The following is a 25,109-nucleotide window of genomic DNA, read 5'->3' as shown; positions in this document are numbered from 1 at the left end:
TTCCGTTCTTACCTACTCACCTCGCGGAGGTAACTATGCCAATCGTGCCCGATACAGAACTCGCCCGGCGCAGACGAGAGATTCTCGACGCCGCACGAGCGTGCTTCGCGCAGTACGGCTACGAAGGAGCGACGGTTTCCCGGCTCGAGCAGGCCACCGGAAAGACGCGGGGAGCAATCTTCCACCACTTCGGAGACAAAGAATCGCTCTTCCTCGCAGTGGCGCGTGAGGACGCGGATAAGCAAGCAGACGTTGTGGCCGAGTCCGGTCTCATCGGCCTGATGCGTTCTTTGCTCGCACAGCCGGACTCCCACAGCTGGCACGTCACCCGTGCCGAGATCATGCGAAAGCTGCGCACGGATCCGTCATTCGCGGAACGGTGGCGCGAGCAGCTTGAGGTCCTCGACGATGCGCTGAGCACACGCCTTGAGCGCAACCCCGCCATGCGAGACGATGTGCCAGTCGATGTGATTCGGACCTATTTGGCCACCATGATGGAGGGCTTAGTGGTCAAGATTGCCTCCGGCGAATCGACCGAGCATCTCAGTGCCATGCTGGACTTCGTGGAGCAGTCTGTGCGCAACCGAGTGCCGAAGCAGTAGACCAAGCGGTATAGAATGGCGTTCATGGCCACTTTCCTCTTCGTCTCACTGCGTAACGGGGCCATCGGCCCAGAGGTTGCCGCAGCTGAGCGCCGCGACTTCTTGGATGCCACAGGTCTTGGGGAGGACGAGGTCGAACTACGCGTCATCGCCCATACCAGCGACGTCATCGGCGACGTCTCCGCATACGCCGGGGTGGTCGTTGGCGGCAGCTCGCTCAATGTGACGAACGCGGAGTATTCCGAGTGGCAGTGCCACGTCCACCGCGAGTTGCAGGAGCTTCTCGACGCCCCCGTGCCCGTCTTCCTCATCTGCTTCGGCATGAGCTGGCTCGTCAGCGCAGTCGGCGGCACCATTGGCCACTCAGCGCCCGAGGCCTCTGGACCAACTCTGGTCGAGCTCACCACCGCGGGGCTCCACGATGCCCTCTTCGACGGTTTCCCGGATTCCTTCTTCGCCTTCACCGGGCACACCGAGAACCCCGAAACCTGGCCCGCCGATCTCGCGGTTCTAGCGACAGGTCCAACGTGCCCGATACAGGTAGCGAGGTGGAAGGACCACGTCTGGGCCAGCCAGTTCCACGCCGAGATGGATGCGGCTGCGATGAAGGCGCGCATGGACTTCTACTACGACTATGGCTACTTCCCTCTCACGGAGTACGACACCATTGTCGCCGCGTTGCCGTCGGTAGATGTGAAGTGGGCAAACGAGATTCTGCGCCGCTTCGTTGCACTGTGTCTCCGGCCAACGTAGTCACTGTTATAGGGAGCGACTAAGATGCCCACCATGCAGGCGATTATTACGACAACTGGCCAGGACCGCGTAGGCATCATTGCCGGCGTTTCCAACGCCGCCGCGGAGCGCGGCCTCAACATTCTCGATCTCTCCCAGACGCTTCTGAACGACTACTTCACAATGGTCATGCGTGTTCAGCTTCCGGGTGAGAAGACCGACATGGCGGAGCTGCAGAAGCACCTCGCCACCGTCGGCGAGTCCCTCGGCGTGGTGGTGCGAATCCAGTCCACCGACCTGTTCACTGCGATGAACGAGATCTAATCATGACTGCAGAATTCAACGTCGCATCGCACAACATCCTCAGCGTCATCCAGATGATCGAGGACTACCGCCTCGACATCCGCACCGTCACCATGGGTATCTCCTTGATCGGTTGCACCCGCGCAACCATGGAGCAGACGTGCGAGGCGGTCTACGACCGCGTCACGCAGCGCGCCGAGCGCCTCGTGGAGGTCTGCGAGGGCATCGAGCGCGAGCTCGGTATCCCGATCGTGAACAAGCGCATCTCGGTCTCCCCCATTTCCCTTGTCGCAGCTGGCGTCGAGGGCAACCCGGTGGACATCGCGAAAGCCCTCGATAAGGCTGCCGCAGAGCTCGGTGTGAACTTCGTCGGTGGCTACTCCGCGCTGGTGGAAAAGGGCGCGACCGAGTCGGACTCCCGACTCATCCGTTCCATCCCTGAGGCACTGAGTGTGACCTCCAACGTGTGCGGCTCGGTCAACGTGGCGACGTCGCGCGCCGGCATCAACATGAACGCCGTGCGCACCATGGGTGAGGTAATCAAGGAAGCCGCCGAGCTCACACGCGACGAATCCTCCATCGCGTGCGCAAAGCTCGTCGTGTTCGCCAACGCCGTTGGCGACAACCCGTTCATGGCGGGTGCTTTCCACGGCATCGAAGAGCCGGACACCGTCGTCTCCGTGGGCGTGTCTGGCCCCGGTGTGGTCGACAACGCGCTCGGTTCCCTCGAGGGCGCGAGCCTGAACGAGGTGGCCGAGGAAATCAAGAAGGCCGCATTCAAGATCACTCGCGCAGGCCAGCTTGTCGGCAACATGGCGGCGGAACGCCTCGGCGTGCCGTTCGGCATCGTCGACCTTTCCCTCGCCCCCACCGCCGAGGTGGGCGACTCTGTCGCGCACATCCTCGAGCGCATGGGCCTGGAGCAGGTGGGTACCCACGGCACCACAGCTGCGCTCGCGCTGCTTAACGACGCCGTGAAGAAGGGCGGCATGATGGCGTGCTCGCGCGTCGGTGGCTTGTCCGGTTCCTTCATCCCCGTCTCCGAGGACCGGGCGATGATCGACGCGGTCCGCGCCGGCTCCATCAGCATGGACAAGCTCGAGGCAATGACCTCGATCTGCTCTGTCGGCTTCGACATGATCGCCATCCCGGGCGACACGTCCGCTGAGCTGATCGCGGGCATGATCGCCGACGAGGCCGCCATCGGTGTGATGAACCACAAGACCACCGCGGCTCGGCTTATCCCGGTTCCGGGAACGAAGCCGGGCGACGAGGTCAACTTCGGCGGACTGCTCGGTTACGCGCCGGTCATTCCCGTCAGCACCAAGTCCAACGATGCCCTCATTCACCGTGGTGGGTTCATCCCCGCGCCGGTCCACGGGTTCAGGAACTAAAGGTCAAAGAAGGTAGGCGGCTGCCTACTTCTTGGTCCCGATCAGAAACCACGCGATCCACCCGAGGGTGTTGACCGTGGCGATGATCGGGCCCCACACCAGCTTCGATCCGCGCACCTTTTCCTTCGGCGTGCGGACGAGGCTGGCCAGCGCGGCGCTCTTTCCGATGCCGTCGATCGTGGCGAGGATGCCCACGGCGGTCTTCTCGCCGCTACTGAGGCGATTCCACTGCTTTGTCAGGGTGCTCACAAACTGATGGGTCATGCCCCGTAGTGTACGCACAGCGCACGGCCGGTTTGCTAGGTTTATGCAATGGCCTCTATCTCGCGCCCTTTTCTGTTGCTCAGCACCCGCCCGGAGGATGAAACGGCGGCGGCAGAGCTAGTGAGTTTCGTTCAGACTATGGGTCTTACTCAGGGCGATATTGAGCAGCGCCGAATTGAGGCGGCACCACTCGGCGAGGTCAATCTCGACGACTATTCCGGGGTTCTTCTAGGTGGAAGCCCGTTCAACAACACTGACGCAGTCAAGTCGAAGTTGCAGCTGCGCATCGAGCGGGAGATTGGCACGCTTATCGCCGAGATCATCGACCGCGACTTCCCGCTCCTCGGTGCCTGCTACGGCATCGGTGCCATTGGCACCGCCATCGGTGCACGCTTGGGTACCGAACACGCCGAAGACGCCGGCCCGGTCGAGCTTTCGCTTGTCGACGCCACCAGCAGCGACCCTGTCCTCGCGGGGCTACCCGAGCGGTTCACCAGCATCGTCGGGCACAAAGAGGCTGTCTTGGAGCTGCCAGACAAGGCCACTGTATTGGTCACCGGTGAGGCTTGCCCGGTGCAGATGTTCCGGGTGAAGAGCAACGTTTACGCTACCCAGTTTCACCCGGAACTCACCGGCGAATCCCTCGAGCTTCGGCTGCGCACCTACGCGCACCTGAACTACTTCGACCCTGCCGAGATGGACTCGATCTTGGAGGCCGTCTACTCGTCGGATTACACCTGGAACAACCGTATTCTGGCGAACTTCGCCAACCGCTACGCGCGGTAGCGCGCGCACAGCGCGACGACGTTGCGCGCTGCGTTGGAGAGGTTGGCCTCAGTATTGTCCATGGCCTCGGCGAGCGTGGCGGGTCCAGCACCAATCGGGAACACAGCCGTGATGCCCTCGGAATAGACAGCGTCGATGTCTCCGTCCACGGATCCGGCGAGCACGACGACGGGCGGCGGGGCTGCACCGGTTGCTGCGGCCGCGCGGCGGGCCACACCCACGGGGACCTTGCCGGACAGCGATTGCCCGTCGATGCGCCCCTCCCCTGTGATGACGAGATCGGCGTCGACGACGATGTCGCTGAAGCTGACGGCGTCGAGGACGGCGTCGATACCCGGTTGAAGCGTCGCATCAGCAAAAGCGACGAGGCCCGCCGCCAGGCCTCCGGCTGCGCCCGCGCCCGGAATCTCGGACACGCTGAGACCGTGATCGCGTTCGATGAGGTTGGCGATGTGGGCCAACCCGGCGTCGAGAAGCGTGACCTGCTCGCGGTCTGCTCCCTTCTGCGGGCCGAAGACGGCGGCTGAGCCGGTGGGGCCTGTGAGCGGGTTATCGATGTCGCACATGACCGTGACGCGCGCGCCGCGCAGGGTTGAGGCGGAGGTGTCGATGCGCGCCACCTGGCTCAACGTCGATCCGGTGGGCACAAACTCGCGCTCGTGTGCGTCGTAAAAGCGCACGCCGAGAGCGGCTGCGGCGCCGCATCCCATGTCTGTCGTGGCGCTTCCCCCGGCGCCCACAATGATGTGGCGCGCGCCGTTGTCTAACGCGTGGGAGATGAGCTCCCCGACTCCATACGTGGTGGCCCGGCCTGTGTCCAATCGTCCAGCCGCCAAGGGCAACCCCGCGCACGCTGCCATCTCGATTACGGACGTGGTGTCATCGAGCACGCCGTACGATGCGGTGACGGACTCCCCTAGGAACACGCCGCACACCGTCGCTTCCTTGATCTCGCCACGCGCGGCGGCGACAAGGGCTGCGACGGTTCCCTCCCCGCCATCGGCAACCGGGATCTGGATCACGTCAGCGGCGGGATCCGCCCGGTACACCCCTGCCGCCACGGCGGCATTGGCTCCCTGAGAGCTCAGTGCCCCTTTGAACGAGTCCGACACGACCACGATCTTCATAGTGCGTCCTTTCGTAGATTCCTAGACGAGAAAGATTCCGAGAATCCAAATGAAGATGATGGACGTGATACCCATGAGAAGGGTAACCACCGTTTGCGTCCGGTACCCCTGTTGCGGAGTCATGCTACCGAAGTTGGTGACGACCCAGAAGTAAGAGTCGTTCGCGTGGGAGACGGTCATTGCACCCGCCGCAATCGCCATCACAGCGAGCGCGATCTGAACCGGTGATTCCAGCCCGAGCGCGGGCAGCAGTGGCGCAACGATGCCCGAGGTGGTTACGAGCGCGACCGTTGACGAACCCTGCGCGGTCTTCAAGATGGCAGAGACGATGAAGGGGAAGAACAGCCCCATGGAGGCGAACGCGGTAGCGTTGGCCTGGACGAAGTCCACCAGGTCCGTGTTGGCGATAACCTTGCCCAGTACACCACCGGCCGCGGTGATGAACAGGATCGGTCCGACCACACGAAGCGTGTCCTCGGTGATGTCGTAGAGCTCGCCCGCCCGGCCAACCTGTGCCAGGACGGCAACGGCGATGGCTGTTCCCAGCGCCAGCGCGATGACTGGGGTTCCGATGAACTCGACCAGGTCACCCGCGATGCCGGTCCAGCCGGCGGCCTTGCTCACGGTTCCTGCCGCCATAGCGAGGATTGGAAAGACGATGGGAATCAGCGCAGCGCCGGCGCTCGGCAGGCGGCCGTAGGAGCGCCGCAGCTCCTCGTACAGCCCTTCGAGCTCTGCATCGCTCAACTCGTGCATGTCCTCATCCGTGGTCACGCGTTTTCCGATGTAGCGCGCGAAGAAGTACGCGACAATCATCGCCGGAATCGACACCACGGCACCGAGCGCGATCACGATGAGGAGGTTGTCGCCGATGCCGAGAGTGTTCGCAGCGGCGATCGGCCCGGGAGTCGGCGGGATGAACACGTGCGAGGTGTACAGGCCCGCCGACAGTGCAACGGTCATCGCGACCGAAGACGCAGCAGTCCGGCGAGCGAGCGCACGACGGATCGGGTTCAAGATGACGAATCCGGAGTCGCAGAAGACCGGGATCGAGACGATCCACCCCATCAGCTGCATGGCGAGGACGGGGCGCTTCCTACCGATCAACCGCACCAGCGCATCCGCAATCTGGAACGCACCTCCGGTCTTCTCCAAGATCAGGCCGATCAGCGCGCCGAGGATGATGACGATGCCGATCGAGGTGAACGTGCCTGAGAAACCCTCCCCAATCACCGTCGCGATTCCGGGGATCTTCTCGCCGGTGTCATCGGTGCGGTCGACAAGCGGGATCCCGCCGATCAGGCCAAGGCCCAGCGACACCAGCATGATGGAAATAAACGGGTGGATGCGCCACTTGGCAATCATGACGATCATGAGCGCGATTGCGGCTGCGAAAGCAGCAATCAAGGCAATTCCGGTCATCACCTCTCCTCTTCTGTGTAGGTAGTGAGTTGAGAATATGCTCCCGATGCCCGGTTATGCACTGGTCCCTGGAACACTATTGGTGAACAATTCTGTGCTCCAGAACATGCAAAGGAGAGTCGTATGCACATCGGCCCTGATCACGCGCAGCGCATCGTCGCGGAAATCAGCACGGTTCTCGGAATGGGCGTGAACCTGATCAACCGCGAAGCCACGATCATCGCCAGCACCGACTCCACCCGCGTGGGCGACTACCATCTCGGGGCGGCGCACGTGATCGCAGACGGTCTCGACTGCCTTGCCATCCCCGCGGACAATCCACTCCCAGGCACCCGGCCCGGGTTGAATCTCCCGATTCGCGTCAACGGGACCACCGCTGGGGTGTTGGGGGTCACGGGTGACCCTGAGGCAATCACGACACCCGCCCACGTCCTGCAGAAGATGACCGAGATCCTCCTGCGCGAAACTCACATGCGCGAAGAAGCCGAACGGCACGAACGCACCTTGGCACACTTCTTGCACTCCTGGCTCTACGATCACCCGGAGCGCCTCCCAGAGTTGGCCGAGGCCGGCCGGTTCTTCGGCGTCGACATCACGGCACCCCACATAGTGGTTGCGGCGAGCATCTCGCCTGCGCATGAACGCTTCCAGATGGCGCCGGTTGACACGCATAAAGAGCTCGACCTGGCGGCAAGCCGTTTGGTCACCGCGCTCACCTCCTCAGGCGCCGTCGCGGCGACGCTCGGCAGCAGACTCATCGCCGCCATTCCCCTCACCCCACCTCACACCGGCGAAGAGACACTGACAAAGGTGGCCGATATCGTGCGGTCGCAGGCAAGGCGCACCCGCCGCACGTCCACGGTGCGCATCGCCGCGGGAATCTCGGGCCACCAAGTGGAGCCGACGGAAGCCGCCTCCCAGGCGGAGAAGGCCCTGCACCACGCGCAGTCGTCACACACGGACGTGCACCTTTACGACGAACTCTGCCTCGAACTCCTCGTCAGCGCAATCCCGCCCCACGACCGCGAGGAGTTTGTCCGACGGGTGTTTCGCGATATCCCCGCCAGCTCACGGGAAGAAGCGATGCGCGACGTGCGGGCCTACCTCGCGGCTGATGGGTCGCTTGCCGAGGCGGCGCACCAACTATTCATCCACAAAAACACCCTCAACGCGCGCCTCAACCGGTTTGCGGAGCTCACCGGCTTCGACCTGCGGAGCATGTCCGACGCGGCCGTAGTATGGCTGGCAATTCAAATGCACGACACCGCGTAAAACGCGGCCTAGGCCAACTCGACGATCTCCATGTACTCGTCCGTCCACATGTCCTCATCGCCCTCCGGCATGATGATGACCCGCTCCGGCTCCAGCGCTCTGACCGCGCCGGGGTCGTGGGTCACCAGCACAACCGCGCCGGTATAGGTCTTCAGCGCATCGAGGACCTGCTCGCGGGATTGGGGATCGAGGTTGTTCGTGGGCTCGTCGAGAAGCAGGACATTCGCGCGAGAGGACACGAGTGTGGCCAACGCGAGGCGTGTCTTTTCACCACCAGACAGGGTCCCTGCGGGCTGCTCGAGCTTGTCGCCGGAGAACATGAAGGCGCCGAGCAGGCCGCGCAGATCCTGCTGACCGGCATCGGGGCAGGCCTCAATGGTGTTCTCCCACACCGACTTGTCCCCGTCGATAGTGTCGTGTTCCTGAGCGAAGTAGCCGATCTTGAGCCCGTGGCCGGTGACGAGGCCGCCCTCGCCGTCCGTGCGTTCCACACCGGCCAGGAGCTTGAGCAAGGTCGTCTTACCAGCACCGTTGGTGCCGAGCACGACCACGCGCGAGCCCTTGTCCACAGCGAGGTCGACGCCGGCAAAAACCTCAAGGGAGCCATACATCTTGGTCAGCCCCTTGCCGTAGAGCGGAGTCTTGCCGCACGGTGCGGGCTCCGGGAAGGAAATCGATGCCACCTTGTCCGCAATGCGGACATCATCAAGGTCGCTCAACATACGATCGGCCCGGGCGAGCATCTGCTTCGCCGCCGCAGCCTTAGTCGCCTTAGCGCCAAGTTTCGCTGCCTGCTTCTGCAGAGCAGAGGCCTTCTTCTCCGCGTTGGCGCGCTCGCGGCGGCGCCTCGCCTCGTCGAGGGCGCGCGCATCCTTGTACTTGGCAAAGCCCATGTTGTAAACATCCGCCTCGGCGCGTACCGCGTCGAGGTACCAGATCTTGTTGCAGACGTCCTCGAGCAGGTCGACGTCGTGCGAGATCATGACCAGCCCACCCTCGTGCTTCGACAGGAATCCGCGCAGCCACGTAATGGAGTCGGCGTCGAGGTGGTTGGTTGGCTCGTCGAGAAGCAGCGTGGTCGTCGACTTACCGGCGCCGCTGTTGGCGGCGAAAAGGATCTGCGCCAGCTCCACGCGTCGGCGTTGACCACCGGAGAGCGTCTTCAGCTGCTGGTCGAGGATGCGCTCGGGAAGCCCGAGATTGTCGCAGATCTGCGCCGCTTCTGCGTCGGCCTCGTAACCGCCGAGCGCGTGGTAGCGCTCCTCAAGCCGGGAATACTTGTTGATCGCGGCGTCGCGCTTCGCCCCGTCGGCAGTCTCCATGATCTCCTGCTGGCGTTCCATGGAGCTGCGCAGCTGGTCCAAGCCGCGCGCCGAGAGCACTCGGTCGCGAGCGGTCTGCTCGATGTCGCCCTCTTTTGAATCCTGCGGCAGGTAGCCGAGCTCGCCGGAGCGCGTCACCGAACCCGCGTACGGCTCGGTCTCCCCCGCAAGGATGCGCATCGTTGTGGTCTTGCCGGCGCCGTTGCGGCCGACGAGCCCGATGCGGTCGCCCGGCTGGACGCGGAGGTGCTGGCCGGGGGCGTCGAGAAGCGTGCGGGCGCCGACGCGGACCTCAAAATCATTGGTGACAATCACACCCGGATACCTTACTACTGCCCCCAACGACGAAAACCGGCGGACGAATCCGCCGGTGTGGTCGCCCTCGTCGAGCTAGACCGAGAACCCGAGGGCGCGCAACTGCTCGCGGCCCTCCTCAGTAATCATGTGCGGACCCCACGGGGGCATCCACACCCAGTTGAGCTCGAGCTCGTCGACACTCGTGTTGCCCACGACCGCCTGAGCCGCCTGCTCCTCGATCACGTCGGTCAGCGGACACGCGGGAGATGTCAACGTCATGTTGACCACCGCCTTGGTACCGGACTCGGCCGCCTCGATCCAGGTGTCGTAGACCAGGCCGAGGTCGACGACGTTGATTCCCAGCTCGGGGTCGATGACGTCGTGCAGGTACTCTGCCACCTTGCCGGAAAGTTCCTCCTGCTCAGCGGTCTGCGTCGGGCGCTCGCGTGGCCCGTCAAAATTGCTTTCGGTCATGTCGAACTCTCCTTAATCCTCGTCGCGGCCTTCTACCGCGTCCGACATTGCTGCCTGAAAGGCCTTCCACCCGAGCAGCGCGCACTTGACGCGCGCCGGAAACTTCGCGACGCCCGCGAACGCGACACCGTCGCCAATCATCTCCGCGTCGCCCTCCACGGTCCCGCGTGAGGTGACCATATTCTCAAACGAGGCGAGCTTCGCCTGCGCTTCCTCGATCGGCAGGCCAATCAGCTCTTCAGCCATGACGCTTGCCGACGCCTGCGAGATCGAGCATCCCTCAGCCGAGTACGACACGTCCTCAACGGTCGAGCCGTCCGCGGACAGGTGGACCCGCAACGTGATCTCGTCGCCGCACGACGGGTTGACGTGGTGAACCTCCGCCTCGAACGGGGCGCGCAGGCCCGCGTGCTGCGGGTTCTTGTAGTGGTCAAGGATGACCTCTTGGTACATCGATTCCAGGTTCACGCTTTACACCCCAAAGAACTTCTTGGCTTTTTCGATTGCGGCGGCCAGGGCTTCGATTTCCTGCTCCGTGTTGTACAGGTAGAAACTGGCCCGTGCCGTCGATTGGACGCTCAGCGCACGGTGGGCCGGCCAAGCGCAGTGGTGCCCGGTACGGATGGCCACGCCCTCGCTGTCGAGCACCTGCCCGAGGTCGTGTGGGTGGAGCCCCGCGACGCCGAACGAGATGGCACCGCCACGATTTTCTGCGGTGACTGGACCGGCGATAGTCAGCCCGTCGATAGCCTGGAGCCGCTCGAGGGCGAGAGCCGTCAACCTGTGCTCATGGGCCTGGATGGCATCCATGCCCACTTCCTCGAGGAACTCCACTGCGGCACCGAGGCCGACAACCTGGCTGGTCATCTGCGTACCCGCCTCGAAACGTTGCGGCGCCGGGGCGTAGGTGGAGCGCTCCATCTCGACGACCTCGATCATCGAGCCGCCCGTGAGGAACGGTGGCAGGGTGTTCAGGAGCTCTGCCCTGCCGTAGACGACGCCGACGCCCGACGGACCGAGCATCTTGTGGCCAGAAAACGCCGCGAAGTCCACGTTGAGACCGTGCAGATCAATGGCCATGTGCGGGACCGACTGGCACGCATCAAGCACGGTGAGCGCCCCGACAGCCTGGGCGCGGCGCACCATTTCGGCCACGTCGGCGTGGGCCCCTGTCACGTTGGACTGGTGGGTGAAAGCGACAACCTTCACTGTCTCGTCCAGTTCGAGGGAATCCATGTCGATGCGGCCGTCGTCGGTCATGGAGTACCACTTCAACGTCGCGCCGGTACGGCGTGCCAACTCCTGCCACGGCACGAGGTTGGCGTGGTGCTCCAGCTCGGTGACGACGATGGTGTCGTTCTCTGTGACGCGCAGGTTGCCCGCGCGGTCGTCGCCAAGCACGTACGCGACGAGGTTCAGCGCCTCGGTCGCGTTCTTGGTGAAGGCGATCTCGTGCCCGTCCGCGCCCACGAAGGCGGCGATGCGGTCGCGCGCGGTCTCGTAGGCGTCCGTCGCTTCCTCCGCCAGTTGGTACGAACCGCGGTGCACGGGTGCGAAATTGCCCAGGACAAAGGCACGCTCAGCTTCCCACACGCGTTCCGGTCGCTGTGATGTCGCTCCCGAGTCGAGGTAAACCAGCGGTTTGCCGTCGCGCACGGTGCGGGACAGGATCGGAAACTCCGCGCGGATGGCCTCCACGTTGAGTGATCCATCTGAGTGTGTAAGTGCCATTAGATGAACTTCTCGTAGCCTTCAGCCTCGAGGGTGTCCGCCAGGGAGGCGTCGCCCGTCTGCACGATCTGGCCGTTGGCGAAGATGTGCACGAAGTCCGGGGTGACGTAGTTAAGGATGCGCTTGTAGTGCGTGATCATCAACACGCCGCCGTTGGTCTCCTCCTGGTAGCGGTTGATGCCCTCGGAGACGATGCGCAGCGCGTCGACGTCGAGACCAGAGTCGGTCTCGTCCATGACCGCGAACTTCGGCTTCATGAGCGCGAGCTGCATGACCTCGTGGCGCTTCTTCTCACCGCCGGAGAAACCTTCGTTGACGGAACGCTCGGAGAACGAGGCATCCATCTGCAGTGCCTCGCGGGCAGCGTTAAGCTCCTGAACCCACTCGCGCAGCTTCGGTGCCTCGCCGCGAACAGCGGTCACGGCCGAGCGCATGAAGTTCGAGGAGGACACGCCGGGAACCTCGACCGGGTACTGCATGGCCAGGAAGAGGCCCGCACGGGCGCGCTCGTCGATCTCCATGTCGAGGATGTTCTCACCGTCGAGAAGCACCTCTCCATCGGTGACCTCGTACTTCGGGTGGCCTGCGAGGGTGTAGGCGAGCGTCGACTTGCCAGAACCGTTCGGCCCCATGATCGCGTGGGTCTCGCCGGAGTTGATGGTTAGGTTAACGCCCTTCAGAATCGGGGTCGGCTCCTGGCCTTCCTCGGTGGGGATAACGTTGGCGTGGAGGTTCCTGATTTCCAGAGTGGACATAGCTTTGTTGCCGTCTCTTTCTTTGTGGGTGTTTCGGGCTTCTAATTAAAGGTTCGCTTGCTCGAGCTCGCCGGACACGCGGGCGATGAGCTCGTCGCGGACGGACTCGACGGGGATCATGTTGAGGACCTCGTTGAAGAATCCGCGGATAATGAGGCGGGTCGCTTCTTCCTCTGGAATACCGCGGGAGCGCAGGTAGAAGACCTGGTCATCGTCGAAGCGCCCAACCGTGGCGGCGTGGCCGGCACCGGCAATCTCACCGGTCTCGATCTCGAGGTTCGGAATCGCATCGGCGCGTGCGCCGTCCGTCAGCACCATGTTGCGGTTCGTCTCGTAGGTGTCGGTGCCCTGCGCCTCGGCACGAATGAGGACGTCGCCGACCCAGCACGTGCGTGCGTCCGGCTTAGCGGAGTTCTTATCCCCCTGCAGCGCTCCCTTGTACAGAACGTTCGAGCGGCAGTTCGGAATGGAGTGATCCACGAGGAGGCGGTTCTCGATGTACTGGCCGTCGTCGGCGAAGTACACACCCGTGAGTTCTGCGTCGCCGCCCGGAGCGGTAAACGACACGCGCGGGGTGATGCGGACGATCTCGCCGCCGAAGGTAGCCACGGTGTGGCGCACGGTAGCGTCACGGCCCACGACGAGCTGCTGCGCTCCGAGGTGGACGGCGTCGGTGTCCCAGTTGGCGTCAACTACGGCGTGGACACGGGAGCCGTCGCCGATCACCCAGTTGATGTTGTCGGCGTGCGTGCCGGAACCTGCGTAGTTGACCAGGACGGTCGCAGCGGAGTTCGCTCCGGACTGGATGAGCACGGTGCCGAAGGTGGTGACGTCTGCGCCAGCACCCGTGACGGTGACGGTGACAGGGGCGTCGAGTTCGGCGTTGTCCGGGATGGTGATAATCGTTCCGCTTACGGCGGAGGTCCACGCCTGGGCTGCGACGCGGTCGACGGGGGCGCCGGCTGCCTTCAGCCGGTCGTCGTCAGGCGACACCTTCTCGACGGCGACCTCCGCGGGCGCTTCCACCTTGATCTGCGCCTCAGCGGCAGGGGCGAACGTGCCGTTGTGCAGGCCGCGGATGCGACGCAGCGAAATAAAGCGCCACACCTCATCGCGACCGCCGGGAACCTCGAAGTCATCCACGTTGAAGGAGGAAAACAGGTCGCCCTTGTTGTTGTGGGGGGTTGCCGCCTTGACAGTGTCAGCGGCGGTGTCGATAGCCAGGTCCGTCATGGTTTAACCCACCGATCCTTCCATTTGCAGTTCGATAAGACGGTTGAGCTCGAGCGCGTACTCCATCGGAAGCTCCTTCGCGATGGGCTCCACGAACCCGCGGACGATCATCGCCATCGCCTCCTCTTCCTCGATGCCACGTGACATGAGGTAGAACAGCTGCTCCTCAGAAACCTTGGACACCTTGGCCTCGTGGCCCAGGGTGACGTGGTCGTTGCGGATGTCGTTGTAGGGGTACGTGTCCGAGCGCGAGATGTTGTCCACCAACAGCGCGTCGCACTCGACGTTGGATGCCGAGTGGTGGGCGTTGGCGTTGATCTGCACCAAACCGCGGTAGGCGGCGCGACCGCCGCCACGCGCGACAGACTTGGACACGATGGTGGAGGAGGTGTGCGGAGCCATGTGTGTCATCTTCGCGCCGGTGTCCTGGAATTGTCCCTCGCCGGCGAACGCGACGGAGAGCACCTCACCACGGGCGTGCTCACCGGTCAGCCACACGGCCGGGTATTTCATCGTCACCTTGGAACCAATGTTTCCGTCGACCCATTCCATGGTCGCGCCCTCTTCGGCCTTAGCGCGCTTGGTCACGAGGTTGTAGACGTTGTTCGACCAGTTCTGGATGGTGGTGTAGCGGCAGCGACCGCCCTTCTTCACCACGATCTCCACCACCGCGGAGTGCAGGGAGTCGGACTTGTAGATCGGCGCGGTACAGCCCTCGACGTAGTGGACGTAGGCGTCCTCGTCCACGATGATCAGGGTGCGCTCGAACTGGCCCATGTTCTCCGTGTTGATGCGGAAGTAGGCCTGCAGCGGGATGTCCACGTGGACCCCCGGGGGCACGTAGATGAAAGAGCCACCGGACCAGACCGCGGAGTTCAGAGCGGAGAATTTGTTGTCGCCGGCCGGGATCACCGTGCCGAAGTATTCCTTGAAAATGTCTTCGTGCTCACGAAGAGCAGTGTCGGTGTCAACGAAGATGACGCCCTTGGCCTCAAGGTCCTCGCGGATCTGGTGGTAGACCACCTCGGACTCGTACTGAGCCGCCACACCCGCGACGAGGCGCTGCTTCTCTGCCTCGGGGATACCAAGCTTGTCGTAGGTGTTCTTGATGTCCTCGGGCAGGTCATCCCATGTGGTGGCCTGACGTTCCGTCGAGCGCACGTAGTACTTGATGTTGTCGAAGTCGATGCCTGAGAGGTCGGCGCCCCAGGTCGGCATCGGCTGCTTCTCAAAGATGTCGAGAGCTTTCAGGCGCTGGTTGAGCATCCACTCTGGCTCGCCCTTGATCTGCGAGATGTCGCGCACGACGTCAGCGCTGAGGCCACGTCGCGCGGAGGCACCCGCCACATCAGGGTCGTGCCAACCGTAGTTGTACGCACCAATGGAATCGATGATCTCGTCGTCGTTCATCGGCTTTTCAAGGCCGGGTGCGGGAGTTGTCTCAGTCAAAGTCTCCGCTCCTTTCAGATTGCTTCCTCACCGGCGTTGTGGCGGTCAGGGGGATATTGGTGGTACAGATGCCGTCTCCGTCCGCGATCAAAGCCAGCGGTTGAACATGTCTGCCAACGATCTCGGAAATCGCCTCATGCTCGGCCTCGCAGATTTCCGGGTGCTCCGCCGCAACGGCGGCGACTGGGCAGTGGTGCTGGCAAATCTGGATGCCCTCTCCCGCCCGCGTCACCGTCGCAGCGTACCCGGACTCGTCGAGAGCACGAGCGAGCTGCTGTGCAACTTCTTCAACATCGCCGTCTCCGTCGACCTCAGCGAGAATCTTCTCCACTCGCTGGCGCGCTAGCGCCCGCACAGCTTCTTCCCCACCGATTTCGCGCAGGACACCGATCGCGTCAGCGGCAAGGCTGTCGTAGTGGCTCCCGAACAGATCGCGGCCTTCATCAGTGAGACGGAAATACTTTGCCGGTCGTCCGCGGGTGGTTTCTTCGCCCGCGACGGCGCGGGGCCCGCACGTTTCTGCCAGACCGTCTTCGACGAGCTTGTCCAGATGGCGTCGGATACCCGCCGCGGAAAGGCCGAGGGACTCCGCAAGGTCGGAGGCGGTGACCGGGCCGAGTTTGAGCATCAGCGACATGACGTCGTGCCGGGTGTCACCCACCGACGCATGTGCGTGGTGCCGTTGTGCAGACATCTGTTCACCTCTCTCGCCACTTGTCACGGCAGTTCGTGCGCCTTAGGTCACACATTCCTGCCTCCACCTTTTTACAACAGTAATGTGTCTTTAATGATTCCGCACTAAACTCAACAGCCGTGTCGCCACTCCTGCCCGCCCCCCTACGCCCGCTGCGCCGGGCGTTTCCCCGCATGGGGTACCCGGGGTCGCGTTCCGCGGAGTTGCACGAAGACTCGCTTGTCGACGTCTCCGCGGCGCGCCTTTCCCCCGTCGCAGCCAACCGCTTCTACGTGTTGCGCTGGCTCGGGGTCGTTGGCACGTTGCTGATGGGACTCGGCGGTCTCGGCGGCGGAGCGTTGCCGGTTGTGGGCAACCCGTACAACGCCCTTCCCGGCGGCGCCGTCATGGCGCAGATGCTCCAGGCTTCCTCGGCCGTTGTCCTCCTGGGCGTCGCCCTCGTTGTCACGGCGTGGCTGCTGATGGGCCCGTTTGTCGGCGCAGGACGAGCCTCCGCGTCAGTGCGATCCGGGGAGCTTTTGCGCACCCTCGTGGCGTGGGTCATCCCGCTATGCTTGACCGCCCCTCTTTTCACACAGGATATTTACTCCTACCTCGCGCAGGGGTCTGTTGTGCGCCAGGGCCTCGACCCTTACAGCGCCGGGGCAGTCGAACTTCTCGGCTCCGAGAACCATCTGGTTCGCTCGGTGCCCTTCATCTGGGCCAATTCACCGAGCCCGTACGGCCCCGTAGCGCTCGGGGTTGCGGCGGCAATTTCCTGGCTCACGAATGACTCCATCGTGCTCGGTGTCTTGGCCCACCGGGCCGTCGCTTTGGTGGGGATTGCCGCCGCGACCTGGGCACTGCTCGCCCTTTCACGGCGGTGCGGAGTCACCCCCGCAACGGCGGTGTGGCTCGGGATGCTCAATCCTTTAACCCTGCTCCACCTCATCGGCGGCATCCATAACGAGGCCCTCATGCTTGGCCTCGTTCTCGTCGGAGTCGAAGTCGGGCTGCGCGCTCTCGACGCGTGGCCTGTAGAACGGGGTCGCGCGGCAGCGCTGTTCATCGCCTCGGGCGCCGCGATTTCATCCGGGGGCATGGTCAAAGTCACCGGTTTCATTGCCCTCGGGTTCATCGGCATGGCGCTCGCCCGCTCACTGCGCTCCAGGTTGCGCGGATGGGCGATCCCGGCCGCTGTTGCGGTGCAGACGGCGGTACTGGTGGCGTCGATAAGCATTGTCACGGCTCTCTCCGGCATCGGCCTCGGGTGGGTGACCGGGCAAGGCGGCGCCGCTTCCATTCGCAGCTGGCTGTCGATCACGACCGATATCGGAGTCAGCGCCGGCTTTATCGGCTCGCATCTCGGGCTCGGCGATCACACCGACGCGATGATGGCGGTCACACGAGGCGTAGGCCTTGTTGTCTCTCTCGCGTTCATGGCGCGACTGCTGTGGGCCACCTACCGCGGGACGATCCATCCGCTCGGCGGATTGGGCGTCTCAACGCTCGTCCTCGTCATCCTGTTCCCCGTTGTGCACCCGTGGTATCCCCTGTGGGCAATCCTTCCGCTCGCAGCGTGGGCGAACCGCCGAGCGTTCCGCATCGGCGTCGCTATCTATTCCGCGGTGTTTAGCTTCTTGGTTCTACCGCGCGGCTTGGCCCTGCCTCCCGGCACCGTCTTCACCATCTACGCCTCGGCCGCTGTGGCGTACGCCGTTCTGGTAGCCGTGGTGTGGTGGTGGTATTCCCGGCGGGGACACCGCAGCCTGGCATAGGTACCGGGCGAGTGGCCGCCGAGGGCTACACTGATTCGCCATGAGTACATCCCGCGGCACGCTGGCGGCCACAACCGATTCGACCGCGCTGGTGGCCGACAATGTCGTGAAACGCTTCGGGGCCAAAACGGCCGTAGATGGGGTGTCCTTTACCGTCGAGCGCGGCACTGTGTTGGCCTTGCTCGGCCCCAACGGTGCGGGCAAGACGACAACGGTAGAGATGTGCGAGGGCTTTACTGCTCCGACGTCAGGTGCCATCCGCGTCCTCGGCATCGACCCGGCGCACGACCCGGATCGCCTCCGCGAACGCATCGGCATCATGCTGCAGGGCGGCGGCTCGTACTCCGGAATCAAGGTTGGGGAAATGCTTCGGCTCTCCGCCTCCTACAACCATGACCCACTCGACCCGGAATGGCTCATTGAACTCCTCGGGCTCGGGGGCGTGCGCAACACAACCTATCGCCGGCTTTCCGGAGGACAGAAACAACGCCTCTCCCTCGCACTGGCCATGATCAGCCGACCCGAGCTCATCTTCCTGGACGAGCCGACCGCAGGCATGGACGCGCAGTCGCGCCTCGCCGTGTGGGACATCATCTCCGAGATGCGTCGCGACGGGGTCACCGTAGTACTGACCACCCACCTCATGGACGAGGCCGAAGCACTCGCGGACAAGGTGGTCATCATGGATCAAGGTCGCGTGGTCGCCCAGGGCACCCCGGGAGAGTTGACCAGCCATCAGCGCTCTCCTCTCGTATCGTTCGAGACGGTGGAGGCATTCGACCTTTCGCTTCTCGACGCCTCCTTGGCCCCCTTCCATGTCACGGTCGAAGCCAGCCGCCCGCTGCACTACCGCATCGCCGGCGTGGCGACGCCGGAAATCATTGCCACGGTCGCCGCCGAAGCCGCACGCCAAGGGATCCACATCCGCCAACTGGGAGTGTCCCACCGCAACCTTGAGGACGTCTTCCTCGACATCACCGGACGCGAATTGAGGAGCTAAACATATGCGCACGACCCCGGGAACCTTTACTCCGCGCCCGCAACGCTCCGCCCCGGTTGCCATGGCAGCCTCTCAAGGGCGCGTCGAGGCCACGCTGATGCTGCGTCACGGTGAGCAGCTTCTGCTTAACATCATCGTTCCGGCAGCGATCCTTGTGGCCGCGGCGAAGGTACCGCTGTTGGGTGCCGGCGACCATCTCGGACGCATCGTTCCAATGGTGTTCGCAGTCGCCGCCAGCAGCGCCGGATTTACCGGGCAGGCCATTGCTCTCGCCTTCGACCGGCGCTACGGGGCACTCAAACGCACTGGCGCCTCCGGGGTCCCGGCCTGGGCGATCATCGCCGGCAAGATCCTCGGGGTGCTGTCCACCGTCGCCGTCCAGGTCCTCGTCTTGGGAGGACTTGCCCTCATTCTCGGGTGGGTAGTTGCCCCGGCTGGAGCGGCGGCCGGCGTCTTTGCCCTCCTGCTCGGCGTCGCCGCCTTCACGTCGCTCGGACTCCTCATGGGTGGAACTTTGAGCTCGGAGCTGGTGCTTGCACTGGCCAACCTCATCTGGCTCGTCCTCATGGGCACGGTCGGATGGGTGGCGTTTTCCGGCGACCTGGAAGCCGCGGGATGGTGGAATGCTGTGCCCACTGTGGCCTTGGCCGGCGCCCTGAGTCAGGCCTTCGAGCTCAGCTACCACCCCGGTGCGTGGGTCTCACTGGCGGCGTGGACTACCGGCGCAGTCGTGCTTTCGACGCGCTGGTTCCGATTCGATGGCTAGGAAACTGCCAGCATCGTTTATGGTAGATATCAAACTAAAGTTGGATCGGAAGGCAACGGAACCACTGTGACCACCACCACGAATTCACCGGCCCCTGCACGCGCAGCGGCCGGCCCCTCGCTCGCCATTCAGCGCCTCTTCGCGCTGCTCCTGCTCATCGGCCAGGGCGCCATCACCGTCACCGGATCCCTGGTCCGCGTGACCGGGTCTGGACTCGGCTGCAACACCTGGCCCAACTGCCATCCGGGATCCCTCTTCCCGGTTCCAGGTGCAGCACCGTGGCTGCACCAAGCAATTGAGTTCGGCAACCGTCTGCTGACCTTCGCGCTCTCCGCAGCCGCAATCGCCGTCCTGGTGGCGGTGTACCGCGCTGGCCGACGCGCAGACATTAAGGGCCTTGCCATTGCATCACTGGTCGGCATTATCATCCAGGCCATCATCGGCGGCATCTCCGTCCACGTTGACCTGCGCTGGTGGGCAGTGGCCATTCACTTCCTGCCGTCCATGGTCCTCGTGTGGATCGCCGCAATGCTCTACATGCGGATCGCCGAGTCGGATGGCGTCGAGCCCTCCCGCCGGTTTGACTCAAGCATTCGTGCGCTGGTCGTGGTTGCGGCCGTAGCTCTCGCGTTGGTGCTCGTCACTGGCACGATGGTGACCGGATCCGGTCCGCACTCGGGTGACTCCGGTGTTGGTATGGAGGGCCGCCTCATGATCGATACCCAGCTGCTCTCCTACGTCCACGCTGCCTGCATGTACGTCTACCTAGTCACGACTCTGCTCGTGACGTTCTTGCTGCGCCGCAACAACGCGCCCAAGGACGCCTACGCCACAGCTCTCGTCTTGGTCGCAATGATCGTGATTCAGTGGGCAATCGGCGTCACCCAGTTCTACATGGGTGTTCCGCGCTGGACTGTGCCGCTTCACATCGCTATGTCGTCGGTAGTGGTTACGTTCAGTGCGTTCCTCTACGCGCACGGACAACGCCGCATCCCCACTCTGGTGTAGGTCAGTCGACCCCCGCGGATCACGCCCTCCGGTTACCCCGGAGGGCTTTACTTTTGTCCGTTGCCGAGACTGCGTCCCCCGGCTCTTCCACGCAGTAGATCGCGCGGCCCGCGCGGCGAGCCCTGGTTGCCCTCCCCTAAAGCGTGCCTGTTGAATGGCTTGGCGTGTCGCGCCCTGCGCGATCCACGCACACCGACCTAGACCTTTATTTGCGCTCCTACGCGGCGCGGAGCCCCTGGTTCGACCCTGTGGTCGGGGCTAGATCATCTCGGCGATCGTCTGCCACCCCAGGACGGCGTCGACAGATAGCGCGAGGAACACTGCGGCGAGATAGTTGTTCGAGAGAATGAACAGCTTGAGCGGCTTGACATCGACCCCGTTCTTCACACCTTCGTGAAGGCGGGTTGCCACGACGATGAACCCGATACCCGCTAGCACGGCAACGACGAGATAGATCCAGGACGCAGCGGGAACCAGCAGAAGCGACACTGCGACGGTGCCCCAGGTATAGATGAGAATCTGCCGCGTGGTCTCCACCGGGGAGGCGACGACGGGGAGCATCGGTACGTTGACACGCGCGTAGTCGTCGCGGTACTTCATAGCCAGCGCCCACGTGTGCGGGGGTGTCCAGAAGAAGATGATCAGGAACATAACAATGGCCTGCCACCACCGGTCCGGGGTTGAGTCATCGACGTTGTCGCGGATCGCAGCCCAGCCGACCAAAACCGGCATGCAGCCCGCAGCGCCGCCCCAGATAACGTTTTGCCAGGTGCGACGCTTCAACCATTTGGTGTAGATGAAGATGTAGAACCAGTTGGTCACAAGGATGAAAAATGCTGCGAGCCAGGAGTTGCACAGCAACCCCAACCACAGGACGCTGAGAATCAGCAGCGCCCAGGCAAACACCGCCGCACGGGTCTTGGTCACTCTCGCCCGGACCAGAGGCCGGGCGCGGGTGCGCCCCATCTTCTGGTCGATGTCGTAATCGGCCACCATGTTGAAGGTGTTGGCAGCGCCAGCACCCATCCATCCGCCGAACAGTGTGGCGAGAATGAGCCACACATTGACGCTCCCCCTGTCCGCCTGCAGCATGGCAGGAATTGCCGCGACGAGAAGGAGCTCAATGACCCGAGGCTTCGTCAGCGCAAAATAGGCCTTGATGGTCTCCAACGATTTCTCCTCTAGCCAAATTCACGGGCAGCTGCCGGGGTAAACACCCGGCGTTAATGCGCGAAGTTGCGCATTTCACAGTTAGTCGGGGCGCCGGCGACAAAAGTTCCAGACGCTCCCGCTCACCCTCAGTCCTTCGGACGATGGTAGCGCCACGTACTGGGCTGGAACGAATTGAACACACCCCACTATCTGTGCCACAGCGCTAAAGGCGGTGTCGTGATACGCCGTCGGCGATGAACGGTTAGGCTTGGTGCGCAGAAGCGGGTGTGCACGCCCCCTCGGCACCGCCACCCTTGAGCGACCACGAAGTGAGGATACTGTGAGCTTGCCCCCCGAACTCGCCGCCATGACCGTCCGCAACTACCCGGACGACTGGACCGAGAACGACACCCGCGCCGTCGACACCGCGCGCGTGCTCGCCGCCGATGCGGTGGAGAACTGCGGCTCTGGGCACCCAGGCACCGCGATGTCGCTTGCTCCGCTCGCGTACACCCTGTACCAGCGCGTGATGAATATCGACCCGCGCGACCCTCACTGGGTCGGTCGCGACCGTTTCGTCCTGTCGAACGGGCACTCGTCGCTCACCCAGTACGTCCAGCTCTACCTCGGTGGCCTGGGTCTTGAGATCGAAGATCTGAAGAACCTGCGCACATGGGGCGCGAAGACCCCCGGACACCCCGAGTACAACCACACCGCGCACGTCGAGATCACCACCGGCCCGCTCGGCCAGGGTTTGGCCTCCGCAGTCGGCATGGCAATGGCTGCGCGCCGCGAACGTGGCCTCTACGACCCTGAGGCTCCCGCAGGCGAGTCCCCGTTCGACCACTTCATTTACGTCGTGGCCGGTGACGGCTGCCTTCAGGAGGGTGTCACCTCCGAGGCCTCCTCCTTGGCGGGCACGCAGCAACTGGGCAACCTGATTGTCTTCTGGGATGACAACCGCATCTCCATCGAAGACGACACGCAGATCGCGTTCACCGAGGACGTGCTGAAGCGCTATGAGGCCTACGGCTGGCAGACCCTCACAGTCGAATCCGGCGAAGACGTCGCCGCCATCGAGAACGCTGTGGCTGAGGCGCAGGCCGACACATCGCGCCCGACGATCATCCGGGTCCAGACCGTCATTGGTTTCCCCGCTCCCAACCTGCAAAACACCGGTGCCATCCACGGTTCGGCGCTCGGTGCCGAAGAAGTGAAGCTGGTCAAGCAGGAGCTCGGGTTCAACCCCGAAGTGATGTTCCCCGTCGAGGACGAGGTCATCGCCCACACCCGCGCGCTCGTCGAGCGCTCCGCCGAAAAGCGCGCCGCCTGGGACGCCAAGTTCGAGCAGTGGGCGCAGCGCAACCCCGAAAGCAAAGCTTTGCTCGAGCGCTTGGCGGCTCGCGAGCTGCCCGCAGGCTGGGACGAGGGCTTCCCGACGTGGGAGCCCGACGCCAAGGGTGTCGCGACGCGCAAGGCATCGGAGGCCTGCATTCAGGCCGCTGCCGCTGCACTCCCCGAGCTGTGGGGCGGCTCCGCCGACCTGGCTGGGTCTAACAACACTCTGGTCAAGGGCGCGGAGTCCTTCGGCCCCGAGTCAATCACGACCGACATGTTCACCGCGCAGCCGTACGGCCGCAACCTGCACTTCGGAATCCGCGAGCACGCCATGGGCGCCATTATGAACGGCATTGCCCTCCACGGCGGCACGCGCGTGTACGGCGGAACCTTCCTCATCTTCTCCGAGTACCTCTACCCCGCTATCCGCGTTGCGGCCTTGTCCGGGATCGACGGATACTACGTGTTCACGCACGACTCCATCGGTCTCGGCGAGGACGGCCCGACCCACCAGCCCGTGGAGACGCTCACCGCTCTGCGTGCCATCCCCGACCTCGCCGTGATCCGCCCTGCGGACGCGAACGAGACGTCTGCGGCATGGAAGGCAGCCCTCGAGGCGAAGGAGCAGCCGAAGGTTCTCGCACTGTCCCGCCAGAACCTGCCTGTCCTGGAAGGCACCAAGGAGAAGGCATTCGACGGAGTCGCTCGTGGCGCCTACGTCCTGGTCGAGTCCTCCAAGGAGGTTCCCGACGTCATCCTCATGGCCACCGGTTCCGAGGTTCAGTACGCAGTCGAGGCCGCGAAGACGCTGGAGAGCGAGGGAACTGCCGCGCGCGTCGTGTCCGTCCCGTCCATCGAGTGGTTCCTCGAGCAAGACGAGGCCTACATCGAGTCGGTTCTCCCGCGCGACGTAAAAGCCCGCGTATCCGTCGAGGCCGGGGTTTCCATGCCGTGGCACCGCTTCACCGGCGACCACGGACGAAACGTCTCCCTCGAGCACTTCGGTGCCTCGGCTCCGGGCAGCGAGCTCTTTGAGCGCTTCGGCTTCACCGCGGACAATGTTGCCGCGGCGGCTCGCGAGTCCCTCGAATCTGCCCGCTCCGCTTCCAACCGATAGGAGAACCTCTGATGAGTTACATCGACGAACTGTACGAAATCGGCACGTCTACCTGGCTCGACGACCTGTCGCGCGACCGCATCACCAGCGGCAATCTCGACGAGGTAAGGGCGTCTAAGTCTGTCGTCGGTGTCACCACCAACCCGGCGATCTTTGCCAAGGCGATGTCTGTCGGCACCGCCTACGACGACCAGATCGCCCAACTCAAGGCGAACCAGTCGGAGGTCGACGCGGCGGTCTACGCCATGAGTGTCGACGATGTTCGCGACGCCTGCGACATCTTCGCCGACGTGTTCTCCCGCACCAACGGGCGCGATGGACGTGTGTCCATCGAGGTTGATCCCCGCTTCGCGGCCGATGAGAAGAGCACCGTAGAGCAGGCGCGCGAGCTGTGGAAACTCGTCGACCGCGGCAACGCCATGATCAAGATCCCGGCTACGGATGAGTCGCTGCCGGCGATCACTGCCGTCGTGGCAGAGGGCATCTCCGTCAACGTGACGCTGATTTTCTCGGTTGAGCGCTACAAGCAGGTCATCGAGGCGTACAAGGAGGGCATCCGCCAGGCTGCCGCCAACGGCAAGGACGTGAAAGAGATTCACTCCGTCGCGTCGTTCTTCGTCTCCCGCATGGACACCGAAGTGGACAAGCGACTCGAAACCATCGGTACCGACGAGGCGCTCGCTTTGCGTGGCAAGGCCGGTATTGCCAATGCGCGTTTGGCCTACCAGCTCTTTATCGACGAGTTCCTCTCCGAGTCTGGCCTTCCCGAGGATGCGAATCTGCAGCGTCCCCTGTGGGCGTCGACAGGCGTGAAGAACCCTGCCTACCCCGCGACCATGTATGTGACGGAGCTTGCCGGCCCGCACACCGTCAACACAATGCCCGAGGGCACGCTCGACGCTGTCCTTGAACAGGGAGGATTGCACGGCGACACGCTCACCGGATACGCCGAGCAGTCACGCGAAGTGTTTGAGCAGCTCGCCGCAGTGGGCATCGATCTGGACGATGTTGTGGCGGTGCTCGAGCGCGAAGGAGTGGACAAGTTCGTCGACGCCTGGCAAGAGCTGCTCGATTCCATGACTGAGAACCTGAAGTAACGAGTGACACGCAAGGA

24 protein-coding genes are annotated in these 25,109 nt (G+C 63.7%); 12 read left to right on the top strand and 12 right to left on the bottom strand.

All coding sequences use genetic code 11. From position 1 onward, the window contains the following. The first annotated feature begins 35 nt into the window (after window positions 1–35). Genes VVR41_RS01380 through VVR41_RS01365 form a run of 4 tightly spaced genes read left to right on the top strand, consistent with a single transcriptional unit; the run spans window position 36 to window position 3,031 of the window. A complete protein-coding gene (locus VVR41_RS01380; protein ID WP_368523282.1) occupies window positions 36–602 on the top strand; it encodes a TetR/AcrR family transcriptional regulator in 567 nt (188 codons plus the stop codon). 24 nt (window positions 603–626) lie between these two features. Further along, window positions 627–1,355, top strand: coding sequence for a glutamine amidotransferase-related protein (locus tag VVR41_RS01375; RefSeq protein ID WP_368523281.1), 729 nt, complete (start codon window positions 627–629; stop codon window positions 1,353–1,355). Window positions 1,356–1,388: 33 nt separating this feature from the next. After that, window positions 1,389–1,658 carry an ACT domain-containing protein gene (locus VVR41_RS01370; RefSeq protein ID WP_321100769.1) on the top strand — a complete coding sequence of 90 codons (270 nt, stop codon included), beginning with the start codon at window positions 1,389–1,391 and terminating at the stop codon, window positions 1,656–1,658. Window positions 1,659–1,660: 2 nt separating this feature from the next. Then, window positions 1,661–3,031: a PFL family protein gene (locus VVR41_RS01365; protein ID WP_368523280.1), complete on the top strand. Its 1,371-nt coding sequence runs from the start codon at window positions 1,661–1,663 to the stop codon at window positions 3,029–3,031. A gap of 24 nt (window positions 3,032–3,055) precedes the next feature. Here the strand turns inward: VVR41_RS01365 and VVR41_RS01360 are convergent, their stop codons facing one another. Then, complete coding sequence (locus VVR41_RS01360; RefSeq protein ID WP_368523279.1) at window positions 3,056–3,295, bottom strand: PLDc N-terminal domain-containing protein; 240 nt, start codon at window positions 3,293–3,295, stop codon at window positions 3,056–3,058. Between the two features lie 48 nt (window positions 3,296–3,343). Between VVR41_RS01360 and VVR41_RS01355 the strand changes: the two genes are divergently transcribed. Further along, on the top strand, window positions 3,344–4,081 hold the full coding sequence (locus VVR41_RS01355; protein ID WP_368523278.1) for a glutamine amidotransferase: 738 nt from the start codon (window positions 3,344–3,346) through the stop codon (window positions 4,079–4,081). Here the strand turns inward: VVR41_RS01355 and VVR41_RS01350 are convergent. Together VVR41_RS01350 and VVR41_RS01345 are read right to left on the bottom strand one after the other, a co-directional pair. Further along, window positions 4,069–5,208 carry a glycerate kinase gene (locus VVR41_RS01350; protein WP_368523277.1) on the bottom strand — a complete coding sequence of 380 codons (1,140 nt, stop codon included), beginning with the start codon at window positions 5,206–5,208 and terminating at the stop codon, window positions 4,069–4,071. The genes VVR41_RS01355 and VVR41_RS01350 overlap by 13 nt on opposite strands. Before the next feature lie 21 nt (window positions 5,209–5,229). Continuing rightward, window positions 5,230–6,630, bottom strand: coding sequence for a GntP family permease (locus VVR41_RS01345; RefSeq protein WP_368523276.1), 1,401 nt, complete (start codon window positions 6,628–6,630; stop codon window positions 5,230–5,232). A 123-nt stretch (window positions 6,631–6,753) separates the two neighbouring features. Here VVR41_RS01345 and VVR41_RS01340 point away from each other — a divergent pair, with 123 nt between their 5' ends. Next, window positions 6,754–7,902 carry a CdaR family transcriptional regulator gene (locus VVR41_RS01340; protein ID WP_368523275.1) on the top strand — a complete coding sequence of 383 codons (1,149 nt, stop codon included), beginning with the start codon at window positions 6,754–6,756 and terminating at the stop codon, window positions 7,900–7,902. A gap of 8 nt (window positions 7,903–7,910) precedes the next feature. Here VVR41_RS01340 and VVR41_RS01335 read toward each other — a convergent pair whose 3' ends face one another. From VVR41_RS01335 to VVR41_RS01300, 8 genes are all read right to left on the bottom strand, one after another. Then, complete coding sequence (locus VVR41_RS01335; RefSeq protein ID WP_368523274.1) at window positions 7,911–9,539, bottom strand: ABC-F family ATP-binding cassette domain-containing protein; 1,629 nt, start codon at window positions 9,537–9,539, stop codon at window positions 7,911–7,913. Window positions 9,540–9,614: 75 nt separating this feature from the next. Beyond that, window positions 9,615–9,995 (bottom strand): metal-sulfur cluster assembly factor, encoded by a 381-nt coding sequence (locus tag VVR41_RS01330; RefSeq protein ID WP_368523273.1) that lies wholly within the window; start codon window positions 9,993–9,995, stop codon window positions 9,615–9,617. A gap of 12 nt (window positions 9,996–10,007) precedes the next feature. After that, window positions 10,008–10,463: a Fe-S cluster assembly sulfur transfer protein SufU gene (gene sufU / locus VVR41_RS01325; protein ID WP_321100711.1), complete on the bottom strand. Its 456-nt coding sequence runs from the start codon at window positions 10,461–10,463 to the stop codon at window positions 10,008–10,010. A gap of 3 nt (window positions 10,464–10,466) precedes the next feature. Continuing rightward, window positions 10,467–11,726 (bottom strand): SufS family cysteine desulfurase, encoded by a 1,260-nt coding sequence (locus VVR41_RS01320; RefSeq protein ID WP_321100710.1) that lies wholly within the window; start codon window positions 11,724–11,726, stop codon window positions 10,467–10,469. Beyond that, window positions 11,726–12,481 carry a Fe-S cluster assembly ATPase SufC gene (gene sufC / locus VVR41_RS01315; RefSeq protein WP_321100709.1) on the bottom strand — a complete coding sequence of 252 codons (756 nt, stop codon included), beginning with the start codon at window positions 12,479–12,481 and terminating at the stop codon, window positions 11,726–11,728. The genes VVR41_RS01320 and sufC overlap by 1 nt, the downstream gene beginning before the upstream one ends. 45 nt (window positions 12,482–12,526) lie before the next feature. After that, window positions 12,527–13,714 carry a Fe-S cluster assembly protein SufD gene (gene sufD, locus VVR41_RS01310; RefSeq protein WP_368523272.1) on the bottom strand — a complete coding sequence of 396 codons (1,188 nt, stop codon included), beginning with the start codon at window positions 13,712–13,714 and terminating at the stop codon, window positions 12,527–12,529. A 3-nt stretch (window positions 13,715–13,717) separates the two neighbouring features. Then, the gene (gene sufB / locus VVR41_RS01305) at window positions 13,718–15,124 is read right to left on the bottom strand and encodes a Fe-S cluster assembly protein SufB (RefSeq protein ID WP_368523344.1); all 1,407 of its coding nucleotides are present in this window, start codon (window positions 15,122–15,124) and stop codon (window positions 13,718–13,720) included. A 31-nt stretch (window positions 15,125–15,155) separates the two neighbouring features. After that, complete coding sequence (locus tag VVR41_RS01300; RefSeq protein WP_368523271.1) at window positions 15,156–15,857, bottom strand: helix-turn-helix transcriptional regulator; 702 nt, start codon at window positions 15,855–15,857, stop codon at window positions 15,156–15,158. A 173-nt stretch (window positions 15,858–16,030) separates the two neighbouring features. On the opposite strand from VVR41_RS01300, the gene mptB reads away from it, so the two are divergent. The 4 genes from mptB (at window position 16,031) to VVR41_RS01280 (ending at window position 20,388) form a co-directional block, all read left to right on the top strand. Further along, on the top strand, window positions 16,031–17,614 hold the full coding sequence (gene mptB / locus VVR41_RS01295; protein WP_368523343.1) for a polyprenol phosphomannose-dependent alpha 1,6 mannosyltransferase MptB: 1,584 nt from the start codon (window positions 16,031–16,033) through the stop codon (window positions 17,612–17,614). A 40-nt stretch (window positions 17,615–17,654) separates the two neighbouring features. Continuing rightward, window positions 17,655–18,614, top strand: a complete 960-nt coding sequence (locus tag VVR41_RS01290) for an ABC transporter ATP-binding protein (RefSeq protein WP_321100705.1) — start codon at window positions 17,655–17,657, stop codon at window positions 18,612–18,614. 4 nt (window positions 18,615–18,618) lie between these two features. Then, window positions 18,619–19,380 carry a multidrug ABC transporter permease gene (locus tag VVR41_RS01285; protein ID WP_368523270.1) on the top strand — a complete coding sequence of 254 codons (762 nt, stop codon included), beginning with the start codon at window positions 18,619–18,621 and terminating at the stop codon, window positions 19,378–19,380. Window positions 19,381–19,446: 66 nt separating this feature from the next. Next, window positions 19,447–20,388: a heme A synthase gene (locus VVR41_RS01280; RefSeq protein WP_368523269.1), complete on the top strand. Its 942-nt coding sequence runs from the start codon at window positions 19,447–19,449 to the stop codon at window positions 20,386–20,388. A gap of 258 nt (window positions 20,389–20,646) precedes the next feature. Here VVR41_RS01280 and VVR41_RS01275 read toward each other — a convergent pair whose 3' ends face one another. After that, window positions 20,647–21,558: a heme o synthase gene (locus VVR41_RS01275; protein ID WP_368523268.1), complete on the bottom strand. Its 912-nt coding sequence runs from the start codon at window positions 21,556–21,558 to the stop codon at window positions 20,647–20,649. Between the two features lie 349 nt (window positions 21,559–21,907). Here VVR41_RS01275 and tkt point away from each other — a divergent pair, with 349 nt between their 5' ends. Both tkt and tal read left to right on the top strand, forming a co-directional pair. Then, on the top strand, window positions 21,908–23,995 hold the full coding sequence (tkt, locus tag VVR41_RS01270) for a transketolase (protein WP_368523342.1): 2,088 nt from the start codon (window positions 21,908–21,910) through the stop codon (window positions 23,993–23,995). 11 nt (window positions 23,996–24,006) lie between these two features. Then, the gene (gene tal, locus VVR41_RS01265) at window positions 24,007–25,092 is read left to right on the top strand and encodes a transaldolase (protein ID WP_368523267.1); all 1,086 of its coding nucleotides are present in this window, start codon (window positions 24,007–24,009) and stop codon (window positions 25,090–25,092) included. Window positions 25,093–25,109: the final 17 nt, after the last annotated feature.

The sequence above is a fragment of the Corynebacterium sp. LK2510 genome (genome assembly GCF_040946405.1).
Taxonomy (GTDB): domain Bacteria; phylum Actinomycetota; class Actinomycetes; order Mycobacteriales; family Mycobacteriaceae; genus Corynebacterium.
The sequence above is the reverse complement of the archived record's forward strand: the minus strand, read 5'-3'. Positions and strand labels throughout refer to the sequence as shown.

Excerpts from the sequence above, each read along its gene's own strand:
- VVR41_RS01380 (WP_368523282.1), top strand. The coding sequence starts at position 36 with ATGCCAATCGTGCCCGATACAGAACTCGCCCGGCGCAGACGAGAGATT.
- VVR41_RS01375 (WP_368523281.1), top strand. The coding sequence starts at position 627 with ATGGCCACTTTCCTCTTCGTCTCACTGCGTAACGGGGCCATCGGCCCA.
- VVR41_RS01370 (WP_321100769.1), top strand. The coding sequence starts at position 1,389 with ATGCAGGCGATTATTACGACAACTGGCCAGGACCGCGTAGGCATCATT.
- VVR41_RS01365 (WP_368523280.1), top strand. The coding sequence starts at position 1,661 with ATGACTGCAGAATTCAACGTCGCATCGCACAACATCCTCAGCGTCATC.
- VVR41_RS01360 (WP_368523279.1), bottom strand. The coding sequence starts at position 3,295 with ATGACCCATCAGTTTGTGAGCACCCTGACAAAGCAGTGGAATCGCCTC.
- VVR41_RS01355 (WP_368523278.1), top strand. The coding sequence starts at position 3,344 with ATGGCCTCTATCTCGCGCCCTTTTCTGTTGCTCAGCACCCGCCCGGAG.
- VVR41_RS01350 (WP_368523277.1), bottom strand. The coding sequence starts at position 5,208 with ATGAAGATCGTGGTCGTGTCGGACTCGTTCAAAGGGGCACTGAGCTCT.
- VVR41_RS01345 (WP_368523276.1), bottom strand. The coding sequence starts at position 6,630 with ATGACCGGAATTGCCTTGATTGCTGCTTTCGCAGCCGCAATCGCGCTC.
- VVR41_RS01340 (WP_368523275.1), top strand. The coding sequence starts at position 6,754 with ATGCACATCGGCCCTGATCACGCGCAGCGCATCGTCGCGGAAATCAGC.
- VVR41_RS01330 (WP_368523273.1), bottom strand. The coding sequence starts at position 9,995 with ATGACCGAAAGCAATTTTGACGGGCCACGCGAGCGCCCGACGCAGACC.
- VVR41_RS01320 (WP_321100710.1), bottom strand. The coding sequence starts at position 11,726 with ATGGCACTTACACACTCAGATGGATCACTCAACGTGGAGGCCATCCGC.
- sufC (WP_321100709.1), bottom strand. The coding sequence starts at position 12,481 with ATGTCCACTCTGGAAATCAGGAACCTCCACGCCAACGTTATCCCCACC.
- sufD (WP_368523272.1), bottom strand. The coding sequence starts at position 13,714 with ATGACGGACCTGGCTATCGACACCGCCGCTGACACTGTCAAGGCGGCA.
- sufB (WP_368523344.1), bottom strand. The coding sequence starts at position 15,124 with ATGAACGACGACGAGATCATCGATTCCATTGGTGCGTACAACTACGGT.
- VVR41_RS01300 (WP_368523271.1), bottom strand. The coding sequence starts at position 15,857 with ATGTCTGCACAACGGCACCACGCACATGCGTCGGTGGGTGACACCCGG.
- mptB (WP_368523343.1), top strand. The coding sequence starts at position 16,031 with ATGGGGTACCCGGGGTCGCGTTCCGCGGAGTTGCACGAAGACTCGCTT.
- VVR41_RS01290 (WP_321100705.1), top strand. The coding sequence starts at position 17,655 with ATGAGTACATCCCGCGGCACGCTGGCGGCCACAACCGATTCGACCGCG.
- VVR41_RS01285 (WP_368523270.1), top strand. The coding sequence starts at position 18,619 with ATGCGCACGACCCCGGGAACCTTTACTCCGCGCCCGCAACGCTCCGCC.
- tkt (WP_368523342.1), top strand. The coding sequence starts at position 21,908 with ATGACCGTCCGCAACTACCCGGACGACTGGACCGAGAACGACACCCGC.
- tal (WP_368523267.1), top strand. The coding sequence starts at position 24,007 with ATGAGTTACATCGACGAACTGTACGAAATCGGCACGTCTACCTGGCTC.